The sequence below is a fragment of the Pantoea sp. MT58 genome (genome assembly GCF_014495885.1).
Classification (GTDB): Bacteria; Pseudomonadota; Gammaproteobacteria; order Enterobacterales; family Enterobacteriaceae; genus Pantoea; species Pantoea eucalypti.
The window spans coordinates 3,890,117-3,906,268 of the sequence record NZ_CP061083.1; the positions used below are offsets into that span (position 1 = coordinate 3,890,117).

Annotated in this window: 14 protein-coding genes; 5 read left to right on the top strand and 9 right to left on the bottom strand. The window is 56.1% G+C overall.

Going from position 1 to position 16,152, the window contains the following annotated elements:
- Positions 1 to 10: 10 nt before the first annotated feature.
- From ubiE to udp, 4 genes are all read right to left on the bottom strand, one after another.
- Positions 11 to 769, bottom strand: coding sequence for a bifunctional demethylmenaquinone methyltransferase/2-methoxy-6-polyprenyl-1,4-benzoquinol methylase UbiE (ubiE, locus tag IAI47_RS18285; RefSeq protein WP_008926452.1), 759 nt, complete (start codon positions 767 to 769; stop codon positions 11 to 13).
- Positions 770 to 844: 75 nt separating this feature from the next.
- Positions 845 to 2,344 carry a DNA recombination protein RmuC gene (gene rmuC / locus IAI47_RS18290; RefSeq protein WP_008926451.1) on the bottom strand — a complete coding sequence of 500 codons (1,500 nt, stop codon included), beginning with the start codon at positions 2,342 to 2,344 and terminating at the stop codon, positions 845 to 847.
- An 85-nt stretch (positions 2,345 to 2,429) separates the two neighbouring features.
- The gene (locus IAI47_RS18295) at positions 2,430 to 3,698 is read right to left on the bottom strand and encodes a tetratricopeptide repeat protein (RefSeq protein ID WP_008926450.1); all 1,269 of its coding nucleotides are present in this window, start codon (positions 3,696 to 3,698) and stop codon (positions 2,430 to 2,432) included.
- Between the two features lie 89 nt (positions 3,699 to 3,787).
- Positions 3,788 to 4,549 (bottom strand): uridine phosphorylase, encoded by a 762-nt coding sequence (gene udp / locus IAI47_RS18300; protein ID WP_008926449.1) that lies wholly within the window; start codon positions 4,547 to 4,549, stop codon positions 3,788 to 3,790.
- A 304-nt stretch (positions 4,550 to 4,853) separates the two neighbouring features.
- On the opposite strand from udp, the gene IAI47_RS18305 reads away from it, so the two are divergent.
- Positions 4,854 to 5,687 (top strand): dienelactone hydrolase family protein, encoded by an 834-nt coding sequence (locus IAI47_RS18305; protein WP_008926448.1) that lies wholly within the window; start codon positions 4,854 to 4,856, stop codon positions 5,685 to 5,687.
- Between the two features lie 50 nt (positions 5,688 to 5,737).
- Here IAI47_RS18305 and metE read toward each other — a convergent pair whose 3' ends face one another.
- Positions 5,738 to 8,008 (bottom strand): 5-methyltetrahydropteroyltriglutamate--homocysteine S-methyltransferase, encoded by a 2,271-nt coding sequence (gene metE / locus IAI47_RS18310; RefSeq protein WP_008926447.1) that lies wholly within the window; start codon positions 8,006 to 8,008, stop codon positions 5,738 to 5,740.
- A 144-nt stretch (positions 8,009 to 8,152) separates the two neighbouring features.
- On the opposite strand from metE, the gene metR reads away from it, so the two are divergent.
- Positions 8,153 to 9,079 (top strand): HTH-type transcriptional regulator MetR, encoded by a 927-nt coding sequence (gene metR, locus IAI47_RS18315; RefSeq protein WP_003854400.1) that lies wholly within the window; start codon positions 8,153 to 8,155, stop codon positions 9,077 to 9,079.
- A gap of 83 nt (positions 9,080 to 9,162) precedes the next feature.
- Positions 9,163 to 9,642 carry a DUF1456 family protein gene (locus IAI47_RS18320; RefSeq protein ID WP_003854397.1) on the top strand — a complete coding sequence of 160 codons (480 nt, stop codon included), beginning with the start codon at positions 9,163 to 9,165 and terminating at the stop codon, positions 9,640 to 9,642.
- A 321-nt stretch (positions 9,643 to 9,963) separates the two neighbouring features.
- Here IAI47_RS18320 and IAI47_RS18325 read toward each other — a convergent pair whose 3' ends face one another.
- Positions 9,964 to 10,824 carry a carboxylate/amino acid/amine transporter gene (locus tag IAI47_RS18325; RefSeq protein WP_008926446.1) on the bottom strand — a complete coding sequence of 287 codons (861 nt, stop codon included), beginning with the start codon at positions 10,822 to 10,824 and terminating at the stop codon, positions 9,964 to 9,966.
- A 375-nt stretch (positions 10,825 to 11,199) separates the two neighbouring features.
- Between IAI47_RS18325 and glpT the strand changes: the two genes are divergently transcribed.
- A complete protein-coding gene (gene glpT / locus IAI47_RS18330; protein ID WP_008926445.1) occupies positions 11,200 to 12,540 on the top strand; it encodes a glycerol-3-phosphate transporter in 1,341 nt (446 codons plus the stop codon).
- 49 nt (positions 12,541 to 12,589) lie between these two features.
- On the opposite strand, the gene yigL is transcribed toward glpT, so the two are convergent.
- A complete protein-coding gene (gene yigL / locus IAI47_RS18335) occupies positions 12,590 to 13,390 on the bottom strand; it encodes a sugar/pyridoxal phosphate phosphatase YigL (protein WP_003854392.1) in 801 nt (266 codons plus the stop codon).
- A gap of 51 nt (positions 13,391 to 13,441) precedes the next feature.
- Entirely contained in the window at positions 13,442 to 14,434 is a 993-nt protein-coding gene (gene pldB, locus IAI47_RS18340; protein ID WP_003854390.1) for a lysophospholipase L2, read from the bottom strand.
- A gap of 112 nt (positions 14,435 to 14,546) precedes the next feature.
- Between pldB and rhtB the strand changes: the two genes are divergently transcribed.
- On the top strand, positions 14,547 to 15,170 hold the full coding sequence (gene rhtB, locus IAI47_RS18345) for a homoserine/homoserine lactone efflux protein (protein ID WP_003854387.1): 624 nt from the start codon (positions 14,547 to 14,549) through the stop codon (positions 15,168 to 15,170).
- A 71-nt stretch (positions 15,171 to 15,241) separates the two neighbouring features.
- Here the strand turns inward: rhtB and IAI47_RS18350 are convergent, their stop codons facing one another.
- Positions 15,242 to 16,051: a DUF1460 domain-containing protein gene (locus tag IAI47_RS18350; protein ID WP_008926443.1), complete on the bottom strand. Its 810-nt coding sequence runs from the start codon at positions 16,049 to 16,051 to the stop codon at positions 15,242 to 15,244.
- Positions 16,052 to 16,152: the final 101 nt, after the last annotated feature.

Below are 16,152 nucleotides of genomic sequence, written 5' to 3' on the forward strand. Positions count from 1 at the left end.
ACCATCTCACTCAGAACTTAAATCCACGATGCAGCGCGACAATGCCGCCGGTCATATTGGAGTAAGTGGTATTTTCAAAACCGACATCGTTCATCATCGCTTTCAGGGTCTCCTGATCGGGATGCATACGTATCGATTCGGCCAGATAGCGATAGCTCTCTGCATCCTGCGCCACCAGCTGTCCGATACGCGGCAGAATGTGGAATGAGTAAGCATCATACGCCTTGCTCAGCGGATCCAGCACCGGCTTAGAGAACTCCAGAACCAGCAGACGTCCGCCCGGCTTAAGGACGCGGAACATCGAGGCCAGCGCTTTCTCTTTTTCCGTGACGTTGCGCAGACCAAAGGAGATGGTGATGCAGTCGAAATAGTTATCGGGGAAAGGCAGAGCTTCTGCGTTGGCCTGTACGTAACTCACATTGCCAACCACACCCTGATTGCGCAGCTTTTCGCGGCCCATCTTCAGCATGGAGCTGTTGATATCGGCCAGGACAACCTGACCGGTTTCGCCCACCAGGCGAGAGAATTTTGCGGTCAAATCGCCCGTACCGCCGGCCAAATCTAACACGCGCTGACCGCGACGTACGCCGCTGCTGTCAATGGTAAAACGCTTCCAGATACGATGGACGCCAAACGACATCAAATCGTTCATCAGGTCATATTTTGCCGCTACGGAGTGAAACACGTCCGCGACTTTGTCAGCTTTTTCGCTTTTGGCGACCGTCTGAAAGCCAAAATGGGTGGTTTCCTGCTGTGATTCATCTGCCATCGGTTTTACCTGCTCCACAAACAATACTTCCCGAAGTGTATCAGAGTCACGGAAGTCAGGCACGCTGCGCCCATACTATTCGTGGAGGCGTCTCACACGCGGCTCACTCTCATCCGCATCCCTGTCGTCATCTGCATCCTCATCCGCCCGGTTTTCCGGCATGGCGCGTTCGGCCAGTTGCGGGTTGATGGGCCGTTTGATCTCCACGCCCAGCGCCCGAAATCCCTCTGTCTGCGCAATCAGGTTGCCGCGCCCCTCTGACAGCTTTTTTATCGCCTCGCGATAGCTGTTTTGCGCCTTATCAAGACTGTGACCAATGCCGGTCATGTCATCGACAAACAGCCGCATCTTGTCATAAAGCCGGGTTGCCCGATCGGCAATACGCTGTGCATTGCGGCTCTGATGCTCATAGCGCCAGAGATTATTAATGGTTCGCAACGCCACCAGCAGTGTGGTGGGGCTGACCAGCATGATGTTCTGCTGCAGTGCCTCGCCAATCAGCTCAGGCTGGCGATCAATGGCCAGCAAAAAGGCGGGCTCAACCGGGATAAACATCAACACATAATCCAGCGATCGTAAACCGGGCAACTGTTGATAATCTTTTCGGCCCAGCAGACGGATGTGCGCCCGCATAGCAGCGACATGCTCCTGAATCGCCTGCTCACGTTCAATTTCATCTTCTGCATTGAAGTAGCGCTCATAAGCCACCAGCGTCATCTTGGCATCCACGACAACATCTTTGCCCTGCGGCAGACGCACTATTACATCCGGCTGCATCCTGCCCTGTTGTTCTGACTGAATGCTCACCTGGGTTTCATATTCATAACCTTCACGCAGTCCGGAGGCTTCCAGCACGCGGCCCAATACAACTTCACCCCAGTTACCCTGAATTTTGTTGTCGCCCTTCAGCGCTTTGGTCAGGTTTAATGCCTCCTGCGCCATCTGCGCATTCAGCTGCTGTAACTGCCGGATTTCATGGGTCAGGGTGTGGCGTTCACGCGCCTCTGCGCCAAAGCTCTCATGAACCTGACGACGAAAGCCATCAAGCTGCTCACGCAGCGGGCCAATCAGCCCATCCAGACTCTGGCGGTTTTGTTCATCGACGCGACGGCCGCTGTTTTCGAAAATACGGTTGGCGAGGTTTTCAAACTGGGCGCTGAGGCGTTGTTCGCTGTTGGTCAGCAGGCGCTGTTTCTCTTCAGCTGCGAAGCGGGTCTCTTCCAGGCGGATGGTCACTTCACGCAGTTCTGCTTCCTGCGCGCTGTTAACCTCCAGCTGATTACGCAGTTCACGATTGAGCTGTTCGCTTTCATTGCGCCAGTAATCAAGCTGTTGCAGTCGCTCATTGGCACCGCTTAGTGCGCCGTGAAGCTGACGCAGTTCCTGCTCACGCTGCTGCGTCTGCTGCTGAAGCTGTTCGATTTGCTGCTGCTGGCGCTGTTGCGCCTCTTCCTGCAGACGGCGCTCGGTCTGGAAACTGGCGACCTGATGACCGGCACGTAACTGTGCCAGCATCCAGCCAATCCCTAACCCGGCAAGCGCCAGACAGGCGCTGATGATGATGTGCTGATCCATGATTTCCCCGCGACTCAGGCTGCTGAGGGAAAAGGTAGAGTCGCACTGTATGAATGTCCAGACAATTTTAGCCAGACTCAGCGGCTTACAGAGCCGCCACCGTCAGCTTTCCAGCCTGCCACGCATCAATCAGGAAAAACGGCATCGGCAGCAGCCATTCACCGTTTTTGACCTGCGCCAGATAGTGCCAGGTTGTCTCGCCGGAGGTGATCGCGACGCGCTGCCGGTTACCGTCAGCGGCGCTGGTTTTACCGGTCATACTGGCAAATCCCGCATTACTACCAACGTGAAAATGCGGCGTATTCCAGCGCACAGGCGTATGGTCAGGCCACGGCTGGGCCTGATGGAAATGAAACAACTCATCATGGCTCAGGAGGCTTTCGCGCACAGTTGGCCACAGCGCTACCTTGAGGAAATACTGGTCGGTGAAGCGTTCACTACCCTGATACTGCGCGATGAAATCACGCATCGCCTGTTCCACACCCCGGAAGACGCCGTGACAGCCGCCCCACATCCCTGCCAGCAGCAGTTCGGTATGAGAGAAGTAGTCACGCATATGGTGGAACCAGTAAGGCGACGCCAGCCAGGCATTAACCGCCGCCGCTTCGCGCTCCGAGAGCAACGAGTCGGCATCGCGCACGATAAAGCGCTTCACCGCGGGATCGTCGAGCACCAGAAAACGCCACAGGGTTGGATACAAAGTTTTTTCATGAGACATATCGACCAGCTGGACGTGCGACTGGTCAAGGCGCTGCCAGACATGCTGCGGCACGCTGTCATCAAGATAGATGCGACAGACCCAGCCGGGATAAAACTCAGGCGCGACTTCAACGTTTTTGATTAAGGTTTCGCAGTAACGTGGCTGATCGCCATACAGGCAGAAAGCAATGACATTCTGCTGCGGCTGACGGAGATCAACAGGCTCAGGTTGCGGAGCGGGAAAGGCCATGCGCTGCCCCTGACTGAAACGTGCATCAGAACGCATCAGCGACGCCAGACCGTAACGTGCGACTTCGTCCTTTTTATCCAGCCAGCCACACACTTCGGTCAGGCCATCCAGCCAGGTTTCAGAAGCTGTAGCCTGCACAGCGGGCGGTGACTGATAAATCTTCTGATAGATTTTGTACGCTTTATTGTACTGACCCAGACGCAGCAGACAAAGGGCGTAGTCGCTCAGCACCTGCATCTGGTTGGGCATTGAGCGCAGCACCTCTTCGCAGCACTGGGCTGCCAGCGCATAGTCGCCCTGTTGCATGGCGGCACGGAAACGTTCGGCACTGCGTTCCAGGCGGGCATTGAGTGCGGCAGGATTCGCGCCGGGGAGAGGACGTCGGACAGGAATGGTGTTGCGCATAAACACTCTCAGGTTTCACTGACGTTACGCGCCATTAACGACCGGCAGCAGGTTTTGAGTCTGGACAAAAACCTGCTGCCTGACGCGGCCTACAGCAAGCGACGCGCCGCTTCGACCACAATCTTCACTGCGTCACTTTCTGTCTGTTTCATGGTGACCGCATCCGGGATCTCTTTCTGCGTGCGGTTCACAATCACGCCCGCCACCATGCCGGCTCGCAGACCCTGGCTGGCGCACATGGTTAACAGTGTAGCGGATTCCATCTCATAGTTAAGTACACCCATCTCCTGCCACTCTTTCATCGAACCTTTAAAGCGGCTGACGACGCGGCCTGAAACAGTGTCGTAACGCTCCTGGCCCGGATAGAAGGTGTCAGATGAGGCGGTGATACCGATATGGGTCTTCGCGCCACAGGCTTCTGCGGCAGCAACCAGTGCGGTGGTACAGGCAAAATCTGCCACTGCCGGGAACTCCATCGGCGCAAAATGCAGGCTGGCCCCGTCCAGACGAACCGATGCGGTGGTCACCAGTACATCGCCAACATTGATATGTGGCTGGATCGCGCCAGTGGTCCCGACACGCAGGAAGGTGCGCACGCCGAGCTGTGCCAGCTCTTCCACCGCAATCGACGTTGAAGGACCGCCAATACCGGTTGAGCAGACCACAACGGGTTTACCATCAATTTTTGCCAGCCATGAAGTAAATTCACGGTGTGAGGCGAGATGCGTGGCATCTTCCATCAGTCCGGCAATTTTCTTCACACGCTCCGGATCGCCCGGCACAATCGCCAGGGTGGCGCCCTGCAGATCGGCTTTAGTCAGGCCAAGATGGAAAACGTCAGACTGTGTCATTTTTCAGACTCCTGTTAAGGGAAGGTATCGCGCCACTCTACGCCAGCACGCCCGATAAATATGTGACAGCATTCACTTAAGAAAATGAAAGTTACATTTCCAGCCAGATGAAATGTGATTGATATCACACAATAACATCTTCCTGGTCCCGATAGCTCTTCGCGAGGCTGTGTCCGGGTCAGCGCAATGTTAAAGAGGAGGATGATTTTATTCGCTGCTGATTCTGTTACCCGACACCTGGCGCATATGCTTTGTCGCCAGGCTATAGTTACGTGATTGCGCAAATGCTTGCACGGAGAGAATAATGAAACCCAGTGATAATATGGCACAAAAACCGGCGACGGGCGGCTTTGCCCCTGCCGTGCAGCCCACCGCCTCTACGACCATCATTACCGAAAGCCCGGCCATTCATGCAGGTGAAACCTCGGTTCCCAGCCAGGGCGAAAACATGCCGGCATTTTTTGCAAAGCCTCACTCAGCGGAAGGCCCGTTGCCTGTTGTCCTGGTGGTGCAGGAAATCTTTGGTGTGCATGAACACATCCGGGATATCTGCCGTCGTCTTGCGCTGGAAGGCTATCTGGCGATCGCGCCCGAGCTCTATTTCCGCGAGGGCGATCCTTCTGAATACAATGATATCCCGACGCTATTCAGCGAGCTGGTCAGTAAAGTCCCTGACACTCAGGTGCTGGCTGACCTCGATCATGCCGCAAACTGGGCGGCGCGCAATGGCGGTGATATCCGTCGCATGGGCATCACCGGTTTTTGCTGGGGTGGCCGCATCAGCTGGCTCTACGCCGCGCATAACCCACAGCTGCGCGCCGCGGTTGCCTGGTACGGGCGACTGACCGGTGAGCGCACGCTGAAGCAGCAGAAGCATCCTATTGATATTGCGGTCGACCTGAGTGCCCCGGTGTTAGGTTTGTATGGTGGTCAGGATGACGGCATTCCACTGGAGAGCGTCGAGCAGATGCGTCAGGCGTTGCATGCCGCTAATGCAACCGCCGAGATCATCGTCTATCCCGAAGCGGGACATGCGTTTAATGCTGATTACCGTCCGAGCTACCATGCTGAATCAGCGAATGATGGCTGGCAACGCATGCTGGCCTGGTTCAGGCAGTATGGCGTGGCATCAAAATAAATGAAAAAGGGGCGCTTCTGCGCCCCTGATTTTACCCACCGGCCCCATTCCTACGCCGTCTCACCACGCAGTTTCTTCGCCGCTGTCACCATATTCGCCAGCGCCTGACGCGTCTCCGTCCAGCCACGCGTCTTCAGACCGCAGTCCGGGTTGACCCACAGCCGCGCTTCCGGAATCCGTTTCGCCGCCTTCAGCAACAGTGCTTCAATCCACTCGACACTAGGAACATTGGGGGAGTGAATATCATAGACGCCGGGCCCGATTTCATTCGGATACTCGAAATCTTCAAACGACTCCAGCAGGTCCATGTCTGAACGCGAAGTTTCGATCGTGATGACATCCGCATCCAGGGCTGCGATGGCGTCCATAATGTCGTTAAACTCGCAGTAACACATATGCGTGTGAATCTGAGTTTCATCCCGCGCCACCGCCGCATTCAGCCGGAACGCTTCAACGGCCCAGTTCAGATAGGTCGCCCACTCAGACTGATGCAGGGGCAGACCTTCACGCAGCGCAGGCTCATCAATCTGAATAATCCCGATGCCCGCCTTCTCCAGATCTTCCACTTCATCACGCAGCGCCAGCGCGATCTGCTTGGCGATGATTTCACGTGACACATCTTCACGCGGGAATGACCAGCAGAGAATCGTCACCGGACCGGTCAGCATCCCTTTTACCGGCTTGTCCGTCAGCGACTGGGCATAGCGGGCCCACTCCACAGTGATCGCCTCCGGGCGACTGATATCGCCAATAATGACAGGCGGTTTCACACAGCGAGAACCGTAGCTCTGCACCCAGCCGTTCTGGGTAAAGACAAAGCCGTCCAGATGCTCGCCGAAGTACTCAACCATATCGTTACGTTCTGCTTCACCATGCACCAGCACATCCAGCCCCAGCCGCTCCTGCTCGGTAATCGCCTGTTTAATGTGCTCTGCGATGCCGGTGCGGTAATGACTGCTGTCAAGACGGCCCTGTTTAAAGTCGAGACGCAGGCCGCGAATTTCAGTGGTCTGTGGAAAAGAGCCAATGGTGGTGGTGGGCCAGGCGGGCAGATTGAAACGCTGACGCTGCAGGACGGCGCGAACCGGGTAAGCACTCTGCCGCTCACTGTGCTGTGGCGTGATGGCCTCCAGACGCTGCCCCACCGCCGCATTATGCACCCGTCGGGAGTGAGCACGGGCCTGCACCGGCGCGCTCCAGGCGTCCAGCGACGCCGCATCATTGTTGTTCAGAGCCTGACTCAGCAGCGAGAGCTCAGCACATTTCTGCAGCGCAAAGGCGAACCAGCTTTTGACTTCGTCATCCAGGCGGGTCTCGACACTCAGGTCGATCGGGCTGTGCAGCAGTGAGCAGGAAGATCCAATCCACAGCTGCTCACGCTCTCTGGTCAGCGGTTGCAGGCGACTGAACCAGCGGCTCAGATCGGCGCGCCAGACGTTACGTCCGTTGATCACGCCCAGCGACAGCAGCCAGCTGGCGGGGAGTTGCTGATTCAGCTGCTTAATATCATCATTGCCATGGACCAGATCGACATGCAGGCCCTGCACCGGCAGCGCACGAATCACATCAATGTTCTGGCCGATGCTGTCAAAATAGGTGGTCAGCAGCAGCTTGCTGTGGCCCTGCAGAGCGTCATACGCCAGCTGAAAGGCGTCGCGCCAGGTCTGCGGCAGCTCCAGCGCCAGGGCGGGTTCATCAATCTGTACCCATTCGATGCCGCGCTTTGCCAGTTCCGCCAGCACCTGCTGATAGACCGGCAAAATCGCCGCCAGCAGCGACAGACGTTCAAAGGGTTCACCTTTGACTTTACCCAGCCACAGATACGTCACCGGCCCGAGCAGCACCGGCTTAATGTTATGGCCCAGCGCCAGCGCCTCATCAACCTCGTCCAGCAGCTGAGTCCAGCTCAGTTTAAATGTCTGGCCCTGAGTAAATTCCGGCACGATGAAGTGATAGTTGGTGTTAAACCATTTGGTCATTTCTGCCGCCGCCGCGGGTTCGCCGGTCGGCGCACGCCCGCGCCCCACGCGAAACAGCGTATCCAGATCAACGGTGCCCTCTGTGCTCTGATGACGTGCAGGCACATTGCCCAGCAGCAGGCTGGTGGTCAGCACATGATCATACCAGGCGAAATCGCCGACCGGCAGCAGATCGACGCCCGCCTCTTTCTGCTGTTGCCAGTGTCGCGCCCGCAGCTCGCGGCCCGTCGCCAGTAGTGCCTGCTGCGTGCTGTCGCCTGCCCAGTAACTCTCCAGTGCTTTTTTCAGTTCACGGCGCAGACCAATGCGGGGAAAGCCGAGGGTATGGTTGAGGATAGTCATGTGCTGTTCTCCAGATAATCTTTCACTTTGGCTAAAATGGGCAGCCAAAGATGTTTAGCCGTCCAGATGTTTACACTGCTATAATCTGCGGGTACTGTATGTCTCTCAAGCGCAATATGTTCATTTTCGATGTGAAGGACTCTCATGATCGAACTCAAGCACCTGCGGACGCTTCAGGCTCTGCGCAATACGGGATCGCTGGCGGCGGCGGCGGCCCAGCTTCATCAGACGCAATCGGCGTTGTCTCATCAGTTCAGCGATCTGGAGCAGCGGCTGGGATTCCGCCTGTTCGTGCGTAAAAGTCAGCCGCTACGCTTTACGCCGCAGGGGGATATTCTGCTGCAGCTGGCTGAGCAGGTGCTGCCGCAGATTCAGCAGGCGTTGCAGGCCTGTCATGAGCCGCATCAGACCACGCTGCGGGTGGCGATTGAGTGTCACAGCTGCATTCAGTGGCTGACTCCCGCGCTGGACAAGTTCCGCCAGAGCTGGCCGCAGGTGGTGATGGATTTCAAATCAGGCGTGACCTTTGATCCGCAGCCCGCTCTGCAACAGGGTGAGCTGGATGTGGTGCTGACCTCCGACATTCTGGCGCGCTCGGGCCTGTTCTACTCGCCGATGTTTGATTATGAAGTGCGGCTGGTACTGGCGACGGACCACCCGCTGGCGCAGGTTGAGCAGATTTCGCCAGAAGATTTGGCCGATGAAGTGTTAATGATCTATCCGGTTCAGCGTCAGCGTCTGGATATCTGGCGTCACTTCCTGCAGCCAGCGGGCGTGAGTCCGGCTCTGAAAAGTGTGGATAACACCCTGCTGATGATTCAGATGGTGTCGGCGCGCATGGGGATTGCCGCACTGCCGCACTGGGTGGTGGAGAGTTTTGAGAAGCAGGGTCTGGTCGTTACCCGCACGCTGGGCGATGGCCTCTGGAGCCGTCTTTATGCCGCCGTGCGCGAAGGCGAGCAGCGTCAGCCTGTGCTGGAAGCCTTTATCCGCTTTGCCCGTCAGCACGCCTGCGAGCATCTGCCATTTGTGCGCGACGCCGCGCTGCCCGGTGCAGTATTACAGCGGTAATCCGGCGGGCACAAACCTGCGCGAACGCGGGCGAAATCCCCTATAATGCGCAGCCTGTCGACTGAACATGAGAAGATCTCACCATGACTAACAATGATATTCTGCGCAGCGTGCGCTACATGCTCAATCTGAGCGATGCCAAAATGGTGGAGATTTTTGCGCTGGCGCAATGTGACGTGCCGGTAGCGGATATTCAGGCGTGGCTGAAAAAAGATGACGATGCTGCGTTTCGTCCCTGCCCGGATGTGCTGATGGGTTATTTTCTGAATGGCCTGATCTTTTACCGTCGTGGCAAAAGTGAAGATGCGCCCGCGCCGTCCATAGAACGCAAGATGACTAACAATATCTTCATGAGAAAGCTGCGCATCGCTTTTGATCTGAAAACCACCGACATTCCTGATGTCCTGAAGCGCGTGAATTTTACTGTTTCACAGGCTGAGATTGGCGCGATTTTCCGCAAACCGGATCATAAGAACTACCGCGAATGCGGCGACCAGATTCTGCGCAACTTCCTGAAAGGGCTGGCGATGATTCAGCGTCCTAAGAGTGAGAAGCCTGCCTGATATGGCGCCATCCAGTCGGAAATGGCGGGTTGCTGCGTAAAGACGGCGTAAATCCATCCCTGGAGCCTCGACCGCCGCATCCCTGCGGCGGACGCTTTACTTCTCAACCCGCCATCCCCTCCTTCATATTCGCTCTGAGTCCTTTGTTCAACTGCGATGATGCTGTTAAGTCTCCAGGGCTGGCGCGTCTGAAGAGCGAAGCGTCCGGGCCAGGGATGGCCCGGCCGATCCACAGGGAGGTGAGTTTCCTTCGCGATCGGACGCGCCAGCCCGGGAGGCCGCAGTCCGGCTACAGCAACGGTTTGTCCCAGCACCTAATGATTACCGGTCACTACGCCCCACCACCCACCGCTTATGCACCCACAGTGAGGCGAGGATCACCAGCGCGCCCGCAATAAAGCTCGGCCAGTGCGGCTTTTCCTGCCAGATAGCCAGATTCACCAGCAGACCGGCGGGAACGTGCATGTTATTCATAATGCCCAGCGTACCGGCATCGACCTGCGTCGCACCGTAATTCCACATAAAATAGCCGAGACCGGAAGCTGCCACCCCCAGCCAGATCAGAATGCCCCACTGCAATGAAGTCGTCGGCAACTTCTGCGGGTTACCCCAGGCACACCAGGCGATCACCGCAATCAACACTGCCCCCAGATAGAACCAGGAGAAAGCGGTATGCTGCGGCATGGGTCGGGTCTCCTGCAGACGCTTATAACCTACCATTCCCGCCGCAAAGCAGATGTTTGCCAGCTGCACTAACAGCAGGCCAAACCAGAAATGATCGCTGACTTTGTCATAGCGAATAATGGCCGCGCCTGCCACCGCCAGCAACGCACTGAAGATATAGCCGATGCGCAGTGGACGGCGGCTGATCAGATCATAAATCAGCGTCACGTAGAGCGGGGTCATCACCGTAAACAGCAGGAACTCCGACACGCTCAGGTAGAGATAGGCTTCGAAGCTCAGCAGATACATCACGCCCAGCTGCAACATCCCCACCAGCATATAAAGCAGCAATGTCGAAGGGCGATGGCCGCGCCAGCGCAGGAAAGGGAGAAACACCAGCGCAGCAAGCGCCAGACGCATGAGCACAGAGAACCAGCTGTCTACCTGACCGGCAAGATACTCGCCAATCAGGCTGAACGAAAAGGCCCACAGAATGGTGGTAATAATCAATAAAAACACGGTGACGATCCCGAAATAAACAGGCCGTCAGTGTAAACAATGTGCAGCCCTCAGGCTGTTAAATCTGGTTGACATCTGATTACTAACCAGGCGATTAAAACGCCCGAAAAATGACTTGTTTACACTTACTGACATAAGCGGTGCCGGAATGGGTTTTATGCCAGATAAAATGCGCGAAATGATCCATCGGATGATCATATTCGCTCTCAACTGTAATAAAACTGTAACAAATGTGTCACTCATCACAGTAACGTTGCGCAACTAACACTATTCTTTGCGCGAAATGGAACATCCTGCGTCCATTTTTTTCTGCTCTTTTCCTGCCCCAACCTGCTGGGAATAAAAAACCATAATGTGCCCTGGAGGGCCTCACTGATGCTGAGCATTTTTAAACCTGCACCACGTCAGCCGCAGGTGGCGGAGGATCATGTCGATCCGCTCTACCGTCGCCTGCGCTGGCAAATTTTCATCGGGATCTTCTTTGGTTACGCGGCCTACTATCTGGTCAGGAAAAACTTCGCACTCGCCATGCCCTATCTGGTGGAGCAGGGTTTTTCACGTGGCGATCTCGGTTTTGCCTTATCCGGCATCTCCATTGCCTACGGCTTTTCAAAATTCATCATGGGCTCGGTCTCTGACCGATCAAATCCGCGCGTCTTCTTACCGGCTGGTCTGATTCTGGCCGCGGCGGTGATGCTGATTATGGGATTCGTTCCCTGGGCGACCTCCAGCATCATGGTGATGTTCGTACTGCTGTTTGTCTGTGGCTGGTTTCAGGGCATGGGCTGGCCGCCCTGTGGCCGCACCATGGTTCACTGGTGGTCGCAGAAAGAGCGCGGCGGCATCGTATCGATCTGGAACTGTGCGCATAACGTAGGCGGCGGTATTCCGCCTCTGCTGTTCCTGCTCGGTATGGCGTGGTTCAACGACTGGAAAGCAGCACTCTACATGCCGGCGTTTGGCGCGATTGCTATTGCGATTCTGGCCTTTGCGCTGATGCGCGACACCCCACAATCCTGTGGTCTGCCGCCGATTGAAGAGTACAAAAACGACTATCCGCCTGATTACGATGCCAGCCACGAAGAGGAGCTGACGGCAAAACAGATCTTCATGAAGTATGTGCTGCCAAACAAGTTGCTGTGGTACATCGCACTGGCCAACGTCTTTGTTTATCTGCTGCGCTACGGCATTCTCGACTGGTCGCCGACCTATCTGCGCGAAGTAAAACACTTCACGCTGGATAAATCGTCGTGGGCCTACTTCATGTATGAATATGCGGGGATTCCGGGCACGCTGCTCTGTGGCTGGATGTCGGACAAAGTGTTCCGCGGCAATCGCGGTGCAACCGGGGTGTTCTTTATGACGCTGGTGACCATTGCAACTGTGATCTACTGGCTCAACCCGGCGGGTAATCCTGGCGTCGACATGGCCTGCATGATCGTGATTGGCTTCCTGATCTACGGCCCGGTGATGCTGATTGGTCTGCATGCTCTGGAACTGGCACCGAAAAAAGCGGCGGGCACGGCAGCGGGCTTCACCGGCCTGTTCGGCTATCTGGGCGGATCGGTGGCGGCCAGCGCCATTGTCGGTTACACCGTCGATTATTTCGGCTGGGACGGCGGCTTCATGGTGATGATTGCGGGCTGCGTGCTGGCGGTTATTCTGCTGTTACTGACCATGGTCAGCGAACACAAACACAAAAAGACCCTCGCCTGACGGCCATAAAAACAGGGCCGGATAACCGGCCCTGTTTTACGCTGACGGCTTAAGCCAGATAGAGCGTGCGAAGCATCTGCGGCACCGCATCATCGGCATTCGACCCAATCACATCCAGCGCTGGCAGCGTATCTTTCAACCGCTGATGGGCGTTCTGCATGATAAAGCCTTTACCCGCCATACTCAGCATCTCCACATCATTCATGCCGTCGCCAAAAGCGATACAGCTTTTCAGCGTATGGCCCAGCGTCTTCGCGACCGCCTCCAGCGCATGCCCTTTCGACACGCCGCCCGCCATCACTTCCAGACAGGTGGGCAGCGAGAAACTGACATTAACCCGGTCGCCCCAGCGCGCTTCAATCGCCTGCTCCATCGGAATCAGATGCTCAGGATTTTCGCAGGTGAAGAAAACCTTGCTGATGTTATCAGTAGGCAACAGACCCGGCTCATAGACCTGATAGTTGAAGACCGACTCGCGGAAATAGTCCTGCTCCGCCGGGCTTGAACGGCTGACAAACCACTCATCGTCGCGGTAAACGTGCGTCAGAATATCGCTGTGATGATACTGCAGACCAAACAGATCGCTGGCGATGTCCTCATCCAGATTATGACTGAACACCAGTTCGCCCTGTGCGTTGTGCACGCGCGCGCCGTTTGAGGTGATCATATAGGCAGGAATGGCCAGGCTGTCGCGCATCTGTCCGACATCAATATGATGACGGCCAGTGGCGAACACAAAGTGAATATCTTTCGCGACCAGCTGCTGCAGTGTTTCACGCGCAAAAGGGGTCAGACGATGTTCGGGAGAAAGCAGCGTGCCATCCAGATCGGATGCAACGATGTGATACATGAAAACCTCGGGTATCTGGTTCTGCCGGTTTAACCGGTCGGATAAAAAACGTCAGTGGTGCGATGAAAAAAAGTCGACCACTGCATTGAGTGCTTCGGCGCGCATCTCATCCTTTTCAAACAGGATCTCATGACGCGCACCCTCGATCACCCGTGGCTTATTGCCCTCACACGGATGACCCGCCGCGGCCATTGCGGCACAAAACAGATCCTGTGAACGATTGTCGACCACCCGATCGTCGCTGGCCTGTAACAGCAGTAGCGGCGTGGTGATCTTATCGACCTGACTGATAATATTGCGACCGGCATGGATGCCTTCACGCACCCAGTGGTAGGTTGGCCCGCCGACGCGAATTGCCGGATCGTCCGCATAAAATCGCAGGTTTCGCCGGTAACGCTCGGTGCTGTGCGTCAGCCGGTTAATGCCAAACGGGTGCGCGCGCCAGCGTCCGGTGCCGAGCGCATAGCCATCGCGCATAGCCGGACGTTTCTCCGCCCAGTCAAGAAGCCGATGGGCCAGAAATGAGGGCAGCGGCAAGGCAATGCCAAACATCGGCGCCACTAACGCTGCCGCATGAAACGCCTGCGGCTGACGCGCCAGGAACAGCGTTAAGATTGCGCCACCCATCGAGTGAGCCAGCGCATAGCGCTGCTGATAGTGACCGCTGACAATTTCTTTAAGATAGAGCGTTTCAAGATCGTCGACGTAATGGGTAAATTCTGCCACGTGACCGCGGTGTGAATCTTCCAGCAGGCGATCGGAACGCCCCTGACCGCGATGGTCCAGGATCACCACATCAAATCCGCAGTGAAACAGATCGTACGCCAGCTCAGGATATTTTATGTAACTCTCGATGCGTCCCGGCACAATCAGGATCACACGCTTATGTTGCGGCGATGTGAAGCGGACATAGCGCAGCGTCAGATTTCCTACGCCGGTAAACTCCCGTTCTTCACGACTGTGCCAGAAATCGAGCAGCGGCCCGGTGGCGAAGGCAGCAAAGGCTTTTTCACGTCGCAGCCAACTGGCTTTGTGTTGATTCATTCGCCCTCCTGATGACCGGATACTGAGTCATGAATGCCATGCGCAGGCCGTAGCGTCGCGCTTATTTCTGGCGTATTGTGTCACAATTCCGTTACTAAAGAGAGCCTGACCCATGACCATCGAATGGTGGCTGACCTATCTGCTTACCACCACAATTCTCAGCCTGTCGCCTGGCTCCGGGGCAATCAACACCATGAGTACCGGTATCAGCCATGGCTACCGTGGCACGGTAGCGTCCATCTCCGGTTTGCAGGTCGGCCTGGCACTGCACATCGTGCTGGTCGGTATCGGTCTGGGCGCGTTGTTTTCTCAGTCGCTGCTGGCATTTGAAATTCTGAAATGGGCCGGTGCAGCCTATCTGGTCTGGCTGGGTATTCAGCAATGGCGCTCCGCAGGTGGCATCGATCTGGATGCGGTCGCCAAAGCGATGCCGCGTCGTCGCCTTTTCAAACGCGCCGTACTGGTTAACCTGACCAACCCGAAAAGTATCGTTTTTCTTGCTGCACTCTTTCCGCAATTTATCCAGCCACATCAGCCGCTGTTTATGCAGTATCTGGTGCTGGGTGTCACCACCGTGGTGGTCGATATCATCGTGATGATTGGTTACGCCACATTGGCAACGCGGATTGCTGGCTGGATTAAAGGACCAAAACAGATGAAGTTAATGAACCGCATTTTCGGTGGTCTGTTTATGGCGGTGGGCGCGCTGCTGGCCAGCGCCAGAAAGATCGCGTAAGGCCTTACGCGCCGACACGCTGAGGTCGGCGCGATCCTGCTCTGCATCACATTCTCCCTTTCCTGGCACCATTACGGCGCGGTCAATGGCACCGCACGCAACACAATAATGCCCGGTTTTGATCGCATATATTCCCTGAATGGCGTATCGACCACTTTGCGATTAATCGCCAGCGAAGAGGCGTTCCTGAACCACAACCGTCCATCATGCCAGACGGCAATCCCGACGTGCGATACATCCAGCCCCTGAGCGTTGGTATAAACGCCAATGTAATCGCCGGTCTGAATCTGCTTCAGTACCTGCGATGTGATCGCGCGAGCTGGGATGTAAGTTATGCGTCGGGGAACCACACCCAGACCGGGCAGCCTTTCTTTTCCGCTGACCTCACGATTCAGTTGCTTCACCACCGTCACCGCATCCGGGCTGAGTGTGCGGGTTATGTCAGTGGCATTACGCGGGCTTTCAGCAAACCAGTCGGAAAAAAAGTGACGCCGTTTCAGGTAGCTGACCTCTCCGCCCGCGTAACGCGTCCGAACCAGGTTAGCCTCAAAGCTGGCGCGATCGTGGCTGCGGCTTAGCGCCTGAACGTAATCAAGCAGCGTGAAACAATCCACTCCGTTGAAATTGATCACCAGCGCTTCTGGTGTTTCGGGCGAGCCGATCAGCGTATCCGCCTGATAAGGCGTACCGAGAAACGCAGCGGAGATCTGGTTAATTCTTTCGCCCTGCTGCTGCTCAGACACCGGAGGCAACTGCGCCAGGATGGCCGATATCCTGTCTCCCTTCACCTGGTCAGGAACGCGATAATGGGCAGCCTCAGGCGCGGCGCAGGCGCTGATGCAGAACGCGATTAACAACACTAACAGGGGTTTTGTGTTCATTATCATCTCCATGAAAACAGAGTCCGTCGATACGACCATACCGGAGGTGAAGATTTCATTAATCAAAGAAGGGTGACGATTTATACGCGGTTGTAACAGTG

Coding starts and splice junctions, on each gene's coding strand:
- rmuC (WP_008926451.1), bottom strand. CDS start 2,344: ATGGATCAGCACATCATCATCAGCGCCTGTCTGGCGCTTGCCGGGTTA.
- glpT (WP_008926445.1), top strand. CDS start 11,200: ATGCTGAGCATTTTTAAACCTGCACCACGTCAGCCGCAGGTGGCGGAG.
- pldB (WP_003854390.1), bottom strand. CDS start 14,434: ATGAATCAACACAAAGCCAGTTGGCTGCGACGTGAAAAAGCCTTTGCT.
- metR (WP_003854400.1), top strand. CDS start 8,153: ATGATCGAACTCAAGCACCTGCGGACGCTTCAGGCTCTGCGCAATACG.
- IAI47_RS18295 (WP_008926450.1), bottom strand. CDS start 3,698: ATGCGCAACACCATTCCTGTCCGACGTCCTCTCCCCGGCGCGAATCCT.
- IAI47_RS18320 (WP_003854397.1), top strand. CDS start 9,163: ATGACTAACAATGATATTCTGCGCAGCGTGCGCTACATGCTCAATCTG.
- rhtB (WP_003854387.1), top strand. CDS start 14,547: ATGACCATCGAATGGTGGCTGACCTATCTGCTTACCACCACAATTCTC.
- metE (WP_008926447.1), bottom strand. CDS start 8,008: ATGACTATCCTCAACCATACCCTCGGCTTTCCCCGCATTGGTCTGCGC.
- yigL (WP_003854392.1), bottom strand. CDS start 13,390: ATGTATCACATCGTTGCATCCGATCTGGATGGCACGCTGCTTTCTCCC.
- IAI47_RS18305 (WP_008926448.1), top strand. CDS start 4,854: ATGAAACCCAGTGATAATATGGCACAAAAACCGGCGACGGGCGGCTTT.
- ubiE (WP_008926452.1), bottom strand. CDS start 769: ATGGCAGATGAATCACAGCAGGAAACCACCCATTTTGGCTTTCAGACG.
- IAI47_RS18350 (WP_008926443.1), bottom strand. CDS start 16,051: ATGAACACAAAACCCCTGTTAGTGTTGTTAATCGCGTTCTGCATCAGC.
- udp (WP_008926449.1), bottom strand. CDS start 4,549: ATGACACAGTCTGACGTTTTCCATCTTGGCCTGACTAAAGCCGATCTG.